The organism is Bifidobacterium saimiriisciurei (genome assembly GCF_010667655.1).
GTDB classification, from domain to species: Bacteria; Actinomycetota; Actinomycetes; order Actinomycetales; family Bifidobacteriaceae; genus Galliscardovia; species Galliscardovia saimiriisciurei.
Window position 1 is genome coordinate 53,136 of record NZ_WHZU01000010.1, and the last position, 12,534, is coordinate 65,669.

The window sequence follows — 12,534 nt, forward strand, 5'->3', positions numbered from 1 at the left end:
TAAATCAAAACCGTGGATTTTACAAATGTGCGTGTCGATTTAAGAACGTTTGTTCAATAGTGTCGTCAACGACGGTGAACGTCGGTTCAGTCGTTGTATTCCAGAAGGTCGGACGCGCTGTTCTCGTCGATGACGAGCGTGTTGGCGTATCCGGCCACGACAGCGCCGTGGGCCGCCGGCACCTTGATCGGTGTGGAGACCACGAGGATGCTGTGCGGCTTGGTCTTGAGCTCCTCCGGTCGGAGACCGATCGTCCGGGCGTCGATGTCGTCGTCGACGATGCGGCCACGGACGTCGATGAACCGGGAGAGCACGTCGCCGGCGGCCTCGCGGCGCAGACGGTCGCGTTCGTCGCGGGTCAGGTATCCCAGACGGAACAGCAGCGCCGAATCCTGGACCGAGCCCACGGTGAAGACGGCGATGTTCGCGCGCCTGCCCATGTCGAAGATGTGCGAGATGTAGGTCTCCTGCTCCACGAGCTCGCGGGTCTCGCGGCGGTCGAAGATTACCGGCAGCGGGAGATACTGCGGCAGGGTGTGGAACGCCGCGGCGAATGCGTTGGCGCTTTCGAAGGCGTAGTTGTTGCTTTCGGTGTTCGAGATGCTGCCCTTGATCTGCACGACGGACACGTCGTGCACGTCCTTCGGGGCCAGGTGCGTGCCGATGGCGTAGAGCGTGCGGCCCCATCCAAGGCCGATTACGTCGTCGCTGCGCACGATGGATTCGATATAGTCGGCGGCGGCCTGCCCGACGGTGTCGAGCCGGTCCTTGGGGGCGATGTTGGTCATCGGCACCACGATGACCTTCTTCAGCCCGTACCGCTGCTCGAGCGCGTCGGCGAGGTCGGGCGCCTCGCCGAGCGGGTCGGCGATGTCGATGCGGACCAGGCCCGTCTGCCGCGCGTACTGCAGCAGACGGGAGACGGTCGGGCGGGAGATGTGCAGGGCCTTGGCGATGTCGTTCTGGCTGTAGTCCTGCTGGTAGTACAGCTTGGCCACCTTCAGGGCGTCGCGGGTCTTCTTCGCCTGGGTGTTCATGCCTGTCTCCCGTCCGTCGTCGGTCGCATCTGGATGGCGCCGTGCGCTATGCGATGGCGGTCTCCAGCGCGATGGTGATCATGTCGTTGAAGGTCTTCTCGCGCTCCTCGCTCGTCGTCTTGCCCTCACCGAAGATGAGGTCGGAGACGGTGAGGATCGACAGGGCGCGGAAGCCCAGCTTCGCACCAAGCAGGTACAGGCCGGCCGACTCCATCTCGGTGCCGAGCACGCCGTAGTCCGCGAGCTTCTTCATGTCGAGCTCGTCGTTGTAGAAGCGGTCGGCGGCGAAGATGTCTCCCACCTTCACGTCGACGCCCTGCTCCTTGGCCACGTGGTAGGCGGTGTCGAGCAGTTCGAAGTTCGCCAGCGGGGCGTAGTGCACGCCGTGGCCGAACGTGTTGGTCACCACGGCGGAGTCGGTGGTCGAACCGGAGGCGAGCAGCACGTCGCGCAGCTTGACGTCCGGTGCCATGCCGCCGCAGGAGCCCACGCGGATGATGGTCTTCACGCCGTAGATGGTGGCCAGCTCGTTGGTGTAGATGGACAGCGACGGGATGCCCATGCCGCTGGCCTGCACGGAGACGCGATGGCCCTTGTAGGTGCCGGTGAAGCCGAGGCAGTTGCGCACGCCGTTGACCTGCACGACGTCCTCGAGGAACGTCTCGGCGATGTACTTGGCGCGCAGCGGGTCGCCGGGCATGAGCACGACGTCGGCGTAATCGCCCGGTTCTGCTTCGATGTGGGGGGTTGCCATGATGATGGTCCTTTCGATGGGGTTGACGGTTGTCGGTCCGGTTGTTCGGCGGCCGCCGGTCCGTGGATGGACGGCGGCCGGTGTGGGGATGATGGTGCGTCAGCTGACCTGGCCGAGGAAGCTCGTGCCGTTGCCATTGCCTTCGACTCCGAAGTTGTCGAGGATGGTCGCGCCCATGTCGGAGGCCGTCTCGCGGATGCCGAGCGACGTTCCGGGGTTGGTCATGCCGGGGGAGTAGGCGAGGATCGGCACGAACTCGCGCGTGTGGTCGGTGCCCTTGTAGGTGGGGTCGTTGCCGTGGTCGGCGGTGATGAGCAGCAGGTCGTCGTCGTGCATGTTGTCCATCACGTGTCCGAGACGCTCGTCGAAGGCCATGAGCGCCTCGCCGTCGCCCTGGGCATTGCGGCGGTGGCCGTACATGGCGTCGAAGTCCACGAGGTTGGTGAAGCACAGGCCGGTGAAGTCGGAGGCCATGGCCTCGTCCACATGGTCCATGCCGTCCATGTTGCTTTTGTTGCGCCAGCCCTTGGTGATGCCGTGGCCGGAGAAGATGTCGTTGGTCTTGCCGACGGCGAGCACGTCGTATCCGGCGTCGTGCAGGAAGTCCAGCACCGTCGGCTCGATGGGCTCGAGACCGTAGTCGTGACGGTTCGACGTGCGGGTGAAGTGGTCCTTGTCGGGGCCGACGTACGGTCGGGCGATCACACGGCCCATTACGATCTCGGGGCCGTTGATGAGCGTGCGGGCGTACTCGCAGATGCGGTACAGCTCGTCGATCGGGATCACGTCCTCGTGGGCGGCGATCTGCAGCACCGAGTCGCCGGAGGTGTAGAGGATCAGGTCGCCGGTGGCCATCTGGTGCTCGCCGTAGTCGTGGATGACCTCGGTGCCGGAGTACGGCTTGTTGACGATGACCTTGCGGCCGGAGAACTCCTCCAGCTTGTCGACGATGCTCTGCGGGAATCCGTTCGGGAAGGTGGCCATCTCGAACTTCACCGGCAGGCACATCATCTCCCAGTGGCCGTCGAGCGAGTCATTGCCGTGCGAGGTGATGGTCATCTTGCCGAAGCATCCGACGGCCGGCTCGGCGGCGGGGACGCCCTTGATGGGGTTGTCGGCGCGGATGTTGCCCAGTCCGATGCGGGCGAGGTTGGGCAGATGCAGGCCGCCGTCGAAGAACTCGCCGATGTGGCCGAGGGTATCGGCGCCGACGTCGTCGAATCTGGCGGCATCCGGCGCCTCGCCGATGCCGATGGAGTCCAGCGCGATGGCCAGGACGCGTTTGTAGGTGTATGCCATGGGAAGGCTTCCTTTCGCCGTTGAAAGACAGAAGAATCTAGATCATAGGAAAAGATGAACGAATGTGATTTGTGTTCGGGAGGCTCGGAGAGAGAAAGAAGAGAAAAAGAGCCGGCCTCCCGAAGTATGGGATGTCGCGTCTCGTGCGCGACCTACTGCTGCGCGGCCTCCTCGAGGATGGCCACGGAGGCGGAGACGCCGAGCCTGGTGGCGCCGGCCTCGATCATGGCGTAGGCGTCGGCGAGGTTGTGGATGCCGCCGGCGGCCTTGACGCCGAAGTCGGGGCCCACGGTCTCGCGCATGAGCTTGACGTCGTGGGCGGTCGCGCCCGCGGTGGAGAAGCCGGTGGAGGTCTTGACGAAGTCGGCGCCGCCTTCGACGGTGAGCTTGGAGGCGCGCACCTTCTCGTCGTCGGTGAGCAGCGCGGTCTCGATGATCACCTTGAGCAGCTTGCCCTTGGCGTGGGTGGCATCGGCCACGGCCTTGATGTCGGCGAGCACGACATCGTCGTTGCCGCCCTTGAGCTCGCCGATGTTGATGACCATGTCGATCTCGTCGGCGCCCTTGTCGATGGCGTCATTGGTCTCGAACACCTTCGTGTCGGTGGTGTTGGCGCCGAGGGGGAATCCGATCACGGTGCAGGTGGCGATGCCGGTGCCGGCGAGGGCCTTGGAGACGCGCGGAATCCAATACGGGTTGATGCATACGGATGCGGTGTTGTACTTGATGGCTTCGGCCACGGTGCTGTCGATCTGTTCGGCGGTAGCGTTGGCCTTGAGGAGCGTGTGGTCCATGTACTTGGCGAGCTGAGCCTGGGTGAGGGACATGATGGGCTGTGCCTTTCTGATTATTCACTGGATTGTGAAGGGGCCGCCGTCGTTGGCTGCCTTGTGGTTCCGAGTCTACCACCGATTTTTACAAATGTCCATTTTATTCAATGAACTTTTGTTCAATACTGTGTGAATCGCCGATGCACGGATGCCCATGTCGTCGTTCGGCTACGCTGGAATCATGACCGACAGAACGACGACGTTCCCGTCGATGACGCTGGAACAATGGCGCAGGCGCACGGAATGGCCGATGACGGCCGCGGCCGTGGTGTTCCTCGTCGTGTATTCGTATCAGGTGCTGGCGCGGCCGGAGAACACGATGCCCACCGAAATCGTCATGAACGTCATCTGGGCGCTGTTCGTCGTCGATTACGTGGTGTCGCTGGTGCTGGCGGAGAACCGGCAGCTGTGGTTCTTCCGCCACCTGTTCGACCTGGCGTCGGTGGTGCTGCCCGTATTGCGGCCGCTTCGGCTGCTGCGCCTGTTCATGGTGCTCAAGATGCTCAACCGCACGTCGGGCATGGCGTTGCGCGGCCGGATCACCGTCTACGTGATCGGCGCGGTGTCGATGATGATATACGTCGGGTCGTTGGCCATCTACGACGTGGAACGGTATGCGCCGCACCGGCAGATCGACGATTTCGGCGACGCCGTATGGTGGTCGTTCGTCACGATGACCACGGTGGGCTACGGCGACTACGCGCCGGTCACCTGGCAGGGGAGGCTCATCGCGGCGGCGCTCATGCTCGGCGGCATCACGCTCATCGGCGTGGTCTCCGCCATGGTGGCCTCATGGATCATGGAGCGCGTGGCCGTTGGCAACCAGGCGAATCTTGCAAAGCAGCTGCAGGCGGGCGTGAACCGTGAGCTCGACGAGGACAGCCGCCACGACGACGAGCGCGCCGCCCGCCTCGAGGCCAAGATCGACATGCTCGCCTCGCAACTCGCCGAAGCGCAGAAGGCCCTCTCCGAAGAGAGGGCCAGGGGGGATTCTCGCGATGGCGGGAGCTTGCGGGACTAGTGTCGCCTAGTACAGCTCCTCGAAGATCTTGCGGACGCGGTCGGCGTCGAGCGGCACGAAGTTGTTGCGCATCAGACGCTCCTGCGTGGTCATCACGCGCTCGGTGAACTCGGGCAGGTCCTCGCGGGTCACGCCGTACTCGTGCAGCGCCTTCTTCGGCAGCAGCTGGTTGATGAGGTTCTCCATCTCGTCGTACACATCGGCCACGTCGCAGCCGAGCACGTCGGCGATGACGGCGTTGAGCCTCGCGATCTCGCCGTCGGACTTGACCTCCATGTAGTTGCGCAGCACGCCGGTGAACATCGCGTAGTTGGATTCGCCGTGCGGCACATGGTACTTGCCGCCCAGCTGGTAGCTCAGCGCGTGCACGGCCGCGCAGCCGCCGGTGTCGAAGCTGATGCCCGCGTAGTCGGAGGCGATGAGGAAGTCGTCCATGAGCTCGTTGCGCTTGGCGCGGCGCTCCTCGCTGCCCGGCTCGCCGGCCTCGACGATGGCCTTGTAGCCGTTGAGGATGGTCTTCATGGCCTCGTAGCCGAACAGCTTCGTGTACGGCGTGGAGTTCGGCGAGAGCGTGGATTCCACGGAGTGGACGAGCGCGTCGAGCGAGCTGGTCATGAACACGTGGTCGGGCAGACCGTACAGCAGCTCGGGGATGAGCACGGCATGGTCGGCGAACATCTCGGGGCCCGCGATGCCGGCCTTGCAGCCGAGGCGCGTGCGGTTGATGGCCGCGATCTCGGTGACCTCGCTGCCGGTGCCGCAGGTGGTGGGGATGAGCACGAGTCCGACCTTGCGCTTGAAGTCGGGCAGATGGTCGATGACGTCGTCGATGCTGGCGCCGCCGGCCACGGCCACGATCTTCGACATGTCCATGACGGCGCCGCCGCCGATGGCGACGATGCGGTCGTAGTCGAACTTGCCGGCGTCGGCGATGATCTCGTCGATCATCACGTCGGTGGGTTCCTGGTTGCCGTACTTGTCGACGAGCAGCACGTTCGCGCCGTTGAGATACGGCTTGAGGAACTTCTCGTAGATCATCTCGATGCTGACGACGAGGTCCCTCTCGCCGAGCTCGAACTCCCTGGCGAACGCTTCGACGGTGGGGAACTTGAAGATGTCCTTCGGTCCGACGGTAAGCAGTTTCATGATGATGTCCTTTTATATATGGAATCGACCGGTGGTCAATACGATGATATGGCGGCTTCCGCCGCCGGAGACGGCGTCGGCCGGAGACCGATTCCTCTGGCCTCCGGCCGACGCCATTCGTTGTCGCGGGTGTCGCGGTTGGGACGCCTGACTTACTTGGCGCTTTCCTCGGTGATGATCTCCTTGAGGACGTCGAGCGCCTCGCCGAACTCCTCGTCGGTGATGGTCAGGGTCGGCAGCAGGCGGATGACGTTGCCGTTGATGCCGCAGGTGAGCACGATGAGGCCCTCCTGCACGGTGCGCTTGGCGATGCGGCCGACCAGCTCCTTGTTCGGTTCGAGGGAGCCGGGCTTGACGAACTCGATGCCGATCATGGCGCCGAGTCCACGGACCTCGGCCACGGTGTCGAGCTCGTCGACCAGCGGCTTGAGGGCGGCGTCGGCCAGCTCGCCGATGTGGGCGGCGCGGGCCGGCAGGTCCTTGTCCTCCATGAGCTTGACGGCCGCGAGGGCGGAGGCGCAGGAGACGGGGTTGCCGCCGTAGGTGCCGCCGATGCCGCCGGCCTGCACGCTGTCCATGATCTCGGCGCGGCCGGTGACCGCGGCGATCGGCATGCCGCCGCCCAGGGCCTTGGCGGTGGTGATGAGGTCCGGGGTCACGCCGTCGTACTCGCAGGCGAACCACTTGCCGGTGCGGCAGAAGCCGGCCTGGATCTCGTCGGAGATGTAGAGCACGTCGTGCTCGTGGGCCCAGTCGGCCAGGCCGGAGAGGAAGCCGGGGGCCGGGACGATGAAGCCGCCCTCGCCCTGGACGGGCTCGGCGATGATGGCGGCGACGTTCTCGTGGCCCACCAGCAGTTCGATCTTCGAGGCGGCGGCCTTCGCGGCGGCGGCGCCGTCGGAGCCGAAGCCGTCACGCAGCGGGTAGCTGAACGGCACGCGGTAGATGTCGGGGGCGAAGGCGCCGAAGCCCTGCTTGTACGGCATGGACTTGGTGGTCATGGCCATGGTCAGGTTGGTGCGGCCGTGGAAGGCGTTCTCCATCACCACGACGGCGGAGCGGCCCGTGTACTTGCGGGCGATCTTGATGGCGTTCTCCACGGCTTCGGCGCCGGAGTTCACGAGAACGCTCTTCTTGGCGAAGTCGCCCGGCGTGTGCTCGGCGAGCTTCTTGCACACCTCGATGTAGTTGGCGTACGGGGTGGTGGCGAAGTTCGTGTGGGTGAGCTTGGCGACCTCGTCCTGCACGGCCTTGACGACCTCGGGGGCGCAGTTGCCCACGCCGGTCACGGCGATGCCGGAGGCGAGATCGATGAAGCGGTTGCCGTCCACGTCGGTGATGGTGGCGCCGGAGGCGCTTTCCGCGAAGACCGGCATGAGCTGGCCGACGCCGGCGCTCACGTACTGCTTGTGCTCCTCTTCGAGGGCCTGGGACTTCGGGCCGGGGATGGCGGTTGCGATCTTACGGGCGACCTGAGGGACTGACATGGTTGTTTCCTTTCTGATTGATGAAAAAATTCGATGTCTGATTGTGTTTGGTTTGGTGGCCCGCCGCGCGGTTTGCTGCAGCTGTGCGGCGGGCCAAGTGTTGATGGTTGGCTCTGGGACCGGCCGGTCAGTCGTGCGTGTACTCAGTCGTGCGTGTACTCGGGCGGGTCGTGCCTGAAGCCCTTGGTGAGCACGGCGAGGATCACCACGCCGATGACCAGCCAGGACAGGCCGAGCACGAGGGCGTGGACGTCGAGGTGCACGAGCAGGTAGAGGCAGAACAGCGCACCGAGGATCGGCAGGAGGATGTTGCGCAGCACGCCGCCGGAGAAGTACTCCCTGCGGGTTTCGGCATCGGCCTTGGCGTAGGCCACGATCACGCAGACGTTGACGAGGGTGAACGAGGTGAAGGCGCCGAAGTTGACGAACGAGGTGGAGGTGGCCACGTCGAGGAACATGGCGATCAGGCCCACGGCGGCGACGAGCAGGATGGAGGGGACCGGGGTGTCGAACTTCGCGCTGAGGCGGCCGAAGAACTTCTTGGGCAGCACGCCGTCGCGGCCCATCACGTACAGCAGGCGGGAGGCGCTGGCCTGCGTGGCGATGCCGGAGGTGAACTGGCCGAAGCACAGGCCGGCGATGAACACGGAGGTGAACAGGTTGCCGCCGATCTGCGCGGCGATCTCGTAGGCCGCGGAGGACTCGTCGATGAACGCGCCGCCGGGGTGCACCAGCTGGGTGAAGTAGGAGACGGCGATGAAGATGAGGCCGCCGACCGCGGCGATGAGCAGGATGGCGCGGGGCATGGTCTTCTTCGGGTTCTTCGTCTCCTCGCTCAGCGTGGTGACGGCGTCGAATCCGAGGAAGGAGTAGGCTGCGATGGCGCCGCCGGCGACCACTGCGGAAAGGGAGGATCCCTGGCCGATGAACGGGTCGGCGGTCACCAGCGTGGCCGCGCCCGTGCCGCCGAGCACGGAGCGGATGGACAGGGCGACGAACACGACGATGACGACCGCCTGGAACGACATGAGCGCGAAGTTGACCTTGTCGGCCACGCTCAGACCCACGATGTTGATGCCCGTGGTCAGCACGATGAAGCCGAGCACCCATGCCCAGATCGGCACGGCGGGGAACTGCGCGGAGAGATAGGAGGCGCCGATCAGCCATACCACCATGGGCAGGAACATGTAGTCGAGCAGCACCGCCCAGCCGACGAGGAAGCCGAGCTTGCGGCTGATCGTCTTGCCCACGTATGTGTAGGCGCTGCCGGCCTCGGGGTGGAGCACGGCCATGCGGCCGTAGCTGCCGGCCGTGAACAGCATGGCGATCGTGGCGGCCGTGTAGCTCATGGCGGTGGCGCCGTGCGAGGCGGCGGCGATCACGCCGAACGTGCCGAGCACGATGATCGGGCACATGTAGGCGAGGCCCAGCAGGACGACGGAACGCAGTCCCATCGTGCGCTTGAGCGCCGGCTCGGCGGGCTTGGCGGAGTCGAGGATGTTGGCGGCTGCGGTCGCCATCGACTGCGGTTGGAGGCGTTGTGCTGTCATGTTCGGCGTGGTCATGGGGGCTCTTTTCGTTTCGTGGTCTGCGTTCGTTGGCTCTCAAGATAATTTCCCGAAAATCGCCATGTTATGGACGTACTGGAGTAAATAGAGCGGAAATGTGGACATGTCGGCCACGATTGTGTATTTCGTAGTGAAAACGATTGACCGGCGTCGTATATCGATTGATATGATATGAACCATGCCGATCACCCTCAACACGTTGTTGGAACAGCGCTCGCTGAAGCTTTCCCTGGTGGTGGAGGGGGCCGCCGGAGCCATTGACACGCCAATCTCCTGGGTGCATTCCTCCGAGTCCGCCGATCCGACGCCGTACCTCGAGGGAGGCGAACTGCTGCTGCTGACCGGACTGCTCATGCCCGAGACCGAGCCGGACGAGCGATTCCGCCGGTATGTGGCCCGCCTGGCCGACATCGGCATTCGCGGCATCGGATTCGGCGTGGGCGTCCACCATGCGGACATCCCCGAATGGCTGGTCAGGCAGTGCGAGATGAGCGACATGCCGTTGTTCTCCGTGCCGCTGGAAATCTCGTTCATCGCCATCACCAAGGCCATCTCGCGCGGCGTCGCCGACAGCAAGCAGCAGGGGTTCGCGCGCCTGTACCGCAACCAGCAGCAGCTCATGCGCTCCGTGCACACGCTCGACCCGGTGAGCACCATCATCTCCAGGACCGCCGAGCTCATCGGAGGCTGGGCCGCGCTGCTCAACCCCGCCGGCGCCGTCGTCGAGTCGTCTCATCGGTTCCTGCCCATCGAGATATCCGCGCTCGGCGACACCCTCACGTTCAGCACGCTCGGCGAGGCGAAGTTCGTGGCCATGCGCGGCTACGACATCGCCGTGTTCCATATAGTCTCCCCGGCCGGCCAGACGCTCGGCTATCTGGTTGCCGGATACCGCGGCGAGAAGGGCACGCTCGACCATCCTCTGGTCGCGCAGGCGGCCGCCCTGCTGTCGCTGGCGATCAGCAGCTCCGCCGATGCCAACCGTGCGTTGGGGCGCCTGCGTTCCGCCATGGTGCGCCAATGCCTGGAAGGCGGCGCGGAGATGGTGCGTCCGTACGCATCCGACCTGTGGGACGGCATGCCTGCCGAACCGCTCGCCGTGCTGCGCGTCACCGGCGAGCAGGAGGCCCTGGAGGCGGCCCAGCGCCTGTTCGAGCCTTTCAGGAAGTCGCTGGCCAAGAACATGAATCCGGCGGTGTTCGGCATGATCGAGGGCGATTTCTGGGCCGTGGTCTCGCAGTCGAATGCGGGGGAGTGGATGGCCAGCCTGCTGCGTGACTCGCGTGTGGTCATCGGCCAGTCGTCGGGATGCATCTGGCGCGATCTGCCCCGCGCCCGCCACGAGGCGTACCAGGCGGCGTCCGAGGCCATGACCTCGGGCGAGCAGTCGCTGCGATACGGCCAGTCCGAAGGCGGAGGGTCGCTGGAGAACATGGTGGAGCCATCCAAGATGCGCGCCTTCGCCGACCTCAAGCTCGCGCCGATCTCGGCGCTTGAGTTCAACCTGTCGGTCGGTCCCCATGGCGAGAACACGCGTTCGTCGGGGAGGAAGACGTCCGCCGACGGTTCCGGTGCCGGCATGACGCTGCATGCCGTGGATGTGCTGCGCACATGGCTGCGCTGCCGGGGGCGCGCGGAGGAAGTCGCCCGCACGCTCGGTCTGCACCGTCACACCGTCACGAAATACATGGCGAGGATATCCAAGGCCCTTTCCGTCGACCTCGCCGACCCGCAGACGGTCGCCGAACTCTGGTACGCATGCCGGTTCACCCGTTTCGGCGGTACGGCCTCGGGCCGCGGCGGAAAGTAGGGTGCGGCGGCGGCCCGGCGTCGGGCCCGTCGTCGTTTTGCGTTCGTCCGTCCACCCGCGTATAATCTCGAAGGTTCCGGTTCACGTTGCGCCGTAGGGGCGTGGCGACCCGGTCCTGAAATAGATCCTTAGGAGTTAACTATGCAGAAGGGTATCCACCCCGAATACGTGCCGACCGAGGTTGTGTGCTCGTGCGGCAACACCTTCGTCACCCGCTCCACCGTCACCTCCGGCCATATCACGGCCGATGTGTGCGCGAAGTGCCACCCGTTCTACACCGGCAAGCAGAAGATTCTGGACACCGGCGGTCGCGTGGCCCGCTTCGAGAAGCGTTACGGCAAGAAGGCCAAGTAGCAGACGTTGCAACGCCAGTCCGTGCGGAAACGCTCGTTTCCGCCACGGGCTGGCGTTTTTGTATGCTTGAAAAGACCTACCAAGACTTCCCGATAGACGACTTCCCTATAGAAAAGGCGATCATGGCAGAAGAGTTCCCCGCGGCGAAGACCGCATTGGAGGAGTACCACCGCATCGAGCAGGAGATGAGCCAGCCCGAGGTGGCCTCCAACCCCGATAAGATGCGCAAGCTCGGCCGTCGTCACGCCGAACTGAGCGTTATCGTCTCCGCGTACCAGCGTTACGCGTCGCTGAACGACGACTATGAGGCCGCCAAGGAGATGGCCGCCGAGGACCCGGACTTCGCCGAGGAGGCCAAGCGTCTTGAAGCGGAGATTCCCGACGCCCGCGAAAAGCTGCGCACCGCGCTGATTCCGCGCGATCCCGACGATGCGCGCGACACCATCATGGAGATCAAGGCCGGCGCCGGCGGCGAGGAGGCCGCGTTGTTCGCCGGCGACCTGCTGCGCATGTACATGCGCTATGCCGAGCGTAGAGGCTGGGCGACCGAGATCCAGAGCCAGAACGGCACCGAGCTCGGCGGAGTCAAGGACGTGCAGGTGGCCATCCGCGCCAAGGGCGCCGTGGCTCCCGCCGACGGCGTATGGGCGTCGCTCAAGTACGAGGGCGGCGTGCACCGCGTGCAGCGAGTGCCCGTCACCGAATCGCAGGGCCGCATCCAGACGTCGGCCGCCGGCGTCATCGTGTTCCCTGAGGCCGATGACGACGACGATGAGATCCAGATCGACCAGAAGGACCTCAAGATCGACATCTTCATGAGCTCCGGCCCCGGTGGCCAGTCCGTGAACACCACGTACTCCGCCGTGCGCATGACGCACATCCCCACCGGCATCGTGGTGAGCATGCAGGACGAGAAGTCGCAGATCCAGAACCGCGCCGCCGCGCTGCGCGTGCTCAAGAGCCGCCTGCTGGCCATGAAGCACGAGCAGGAGGCCGCCGAGGCCGCTGACATGCGTCATTCGCAGGTGCGTTCGCTCGACCGTTCCGAGCGCATCCGCACCTACAACTTCCCCGAGAACCGCATCGTCGATCATCGCACCAACTACAAGGCGTACAACCTCGACCAGGTGCTCGACGGCGATCTGCAGGCCGTCATCGACTCCGACATCCAGGCCGACGAGGCCGCCCGCCTCGCCGCCGCCGACAAGCAGTGACGGAGTATGACGGA

11 protein-coding genes are annotated in these 12,534 nt (G+C 64.9%); 4 read left to right on the forward strand and 7 right to left on the reverse strand.

Annotated features, from left to right (window positions below; genetic code table 11):
• Positions 1-86: 86 nt before the first annotated feature.
• From GFD18_RS07135 to deoC, 4 genes are all read right to left on the reverse strand, one after another.
• Positions 87-1,037: a sugar-binding transcriptional regulator gene (locus GFD18_RS07135; protein WP_163200236.1), complete on the reverse strand. Its 951-nt coding sequence runs from the start codon at positions 1,035-1,037 to the stop codon at positions 87-89.
• A gap of 46 nt (positions 1,038-1,083) precedes the next feature.
• Positions 1,084-1,791 (reverse strand): purine-nucleoside phosphorylase, encoded by a 708-nt coding sequence (gene deoD, locus GFD18_RS07140; RefSeq protein ID WP_163200237.1) that lies wholly within the window; start codon positions 1,789-1,791, stop codon positions 1,084-1,086.
• Between the two features lie 99 nt (positions 1,792-1,890).
• Complete coding sequence (locus GFD18_RS07145) at positions 1,891-3,090, reverse strand: phosphopentomutase (RefSeq protein WP_163200238.1); 1,200 nt, start codon at positions 3,088-3,090, stop codon at positions 1,891-1,893.
• 152 nt (positions 3,091-3,242) lie between these two features.
• Positions 3,243-3,917: a deoxyribose-phosphate aldolase gene (deoC, locus tag GFD18_RS07150; RefSeq protein WP_163200239.1), complete on the reverse strand. Its 675-nt coding sequence runs from the start codon at positions 3,915-3,917 to the stop codon at positions 3,243-3,245.
• A gap of 184 nt (positions 3,918-4,101) precedes the next feature.
• Between deoC and GFD18_RS07155 the strand changes: the two genes are divergently transcribed.
• On the forward strand, positions 4,102-4,941 hold the full coding sequence (locus tag GFD18_RS07155) for a potassium channel family protein (RefSeq protein ID WP_225432964.1): 840 nt from the start codon (positions 4,102-4,104) through the stop codon (positions 4,939-4,941).
• A 6-nt stretch (positions 4,942-4,947) separates the two neighbouring features.
• Here GFD18_RS07155 and GFD18_RS07160 read toward each other — a convergent pair whose 3' ends face one another.
• The 3 genes from GFD18_RS07160 to GFD18_RS07170 all read right to left on the reverse strand — a co-directional run bounded on the left by GFD18_RS07160 (position 4,948) and on the right by GFD18_RS07170 (position 9,139).
• Entirely contained in the window at positions 4,948-6,087 is a 1,140-nt protein-coding gene (locus tag GFD18_RS07160) for a 4-hydroxybutyrate dehydrogenase (RefSeq protein ID WP_163200240.1), read from the reverse strand.
• 152 nt (positions 6,088-6,239) lie between these two features.
• Positions 6,240-7,574 carry a 4-aminobutyrate--2-oxoglutarate transaminase gene (gabT, locus tag GFD18_RS07165; RefSeq protein ID WP_163200241.1) on the reverse strand — a complete coding sequence of 445 codons (1,335 nt, stop codon included), beginning with the start codon at positions 7,572-7,574 and terminating at the stop codon, positions 6,240-6,242.
• Positions 7,575-7,717: 143 nt separating this feature from the next.
• Positions 7,718-9,139: an APC family permease gene (locus GFD18_RS07170; protein ID WP_204314002.1), complete on the reverse strand. Its 1,422-nt coding sequence runs from the start codon at positions 9,137-9,139 to the stop codon at positions 7,718-7,720.
• Between the two features lie 181 nt (positions 9,140-9,320).
• Here GFD18_RS07170 and GFD18_RS07175 point away from each other — a divergent pair, with 181 nt between their 5' ends.
• From GFD18_RS07175 to prfA, 3 genes are all read left to right on the forward strand, one after another.
• Positions 9,321-10,952, forward strand: coding sequence for a PucR family transcriptional regulator (locus GFD18_RS07175; RefSeq protein WP_163200242.1), 1,632 nt, complete (start codon positions 9,321-9,323; stop codon positions 10,950-10,952).
• A 141-nt stretch (positions 10,953-11,093) separates the two neighbouring features.
• Positions 11,094-11,306 carry a 50S ribosomal protein L31 gene (gene rpmE / locus GFD18_RS07180; RefSeq protein ID WP_100510783.1) on the forward strand — a complete coding sequence of 71 codons (213 nt, stop codon included), beginning with the start codon at positions 11,094-11,096 and terminating at the stop codon, positions 11,304-11,306.
• Positions 11,307-11,428: 122 nt separating this feature from the next.
• Entirely contained in the window at positions 11,429-12,520 is a 1,092-nt protein-coding gene (prfA, locus tag GFD18_RS07185) for a peptide chain release factor 1 (protein ID WP_163200243.1), read from the forward strand.
• Positions 12,521-12,534: the final 14 nt, after the last annotated feature.

Coding starts and splice junctions, on each gene's coding strand:
- GFD18_RS07170 (WP_204314002.1), bottom strand. CDS start 9,139: ATGACCACGCCGAACATGACAGCACAACGCCTCCAACCGCAGTCGATG.
- GFD18_RS07135 (WP_163200236.1), bottom strand. CDS start 1,037: ATGAACACCCAGGCGAAGAAGACCCGCGACGCCCTGAAGGTGGCCAAG.
- prfA (WP_163200243.1), top strand. CDS start 11,429: ATGGCAGAAGAGTTCCCCGCGGCGAAGACCGCATTGGAGGAGTACCAC.
- GFD18_RS07160 (WP_163200240.1), bottom strand. CDS start 6,087: ATGAAACTGCTTACCGTCGGACCGAAGGACATCTTCAAGTTCCCCACC.
- GFD18_RS07175 (WP_163200242.1), top strand. CDS start 9,321: ATGCCGATCACCCTCAACACGTTGTTGGAACAGCGCTCGCTGAAGCTT.
- deoC (WP_163200239.1), bottom strand. CDS start 3,917: ATGTCCCTCACCCAGGCTCAGCTCGCCAAGTACATGGACCACACGCTC.
- rpmE (WP_100510783.1), top strand. CDS start 11,094: ATGCAGAAGGGTATCCACCCCGAATACGTGCCGACCGAGGTTGTGTGC.
- gabT (WP_163200241.1), bottom strand. CDS start 7,574: ATGTCAGTCCCTCAGGTCGCCCGTAAGATCGCAACCGCCATCCCCGGC.
- GFD18_RS07145 (WP_163200238.1), bottom strand. CDS start 3,090: ATGGCATACACCTACAAACGCGTCCTGGCCATCGCGCTGGACTCCATC.
- GFD18_RS07155 (WP_225432964.1), top strand. CDS start 4,102: ATGACCGACAGAACGACGACGTTCCCGTCGATGACGCTGGAACAATGG.
- deoD (WP_163200237.1), bottom strand. CDS start 1,791: ATGGCAACCCCCCACATCGAAGCAGAACCGGGCGATTACGCCGACGTC.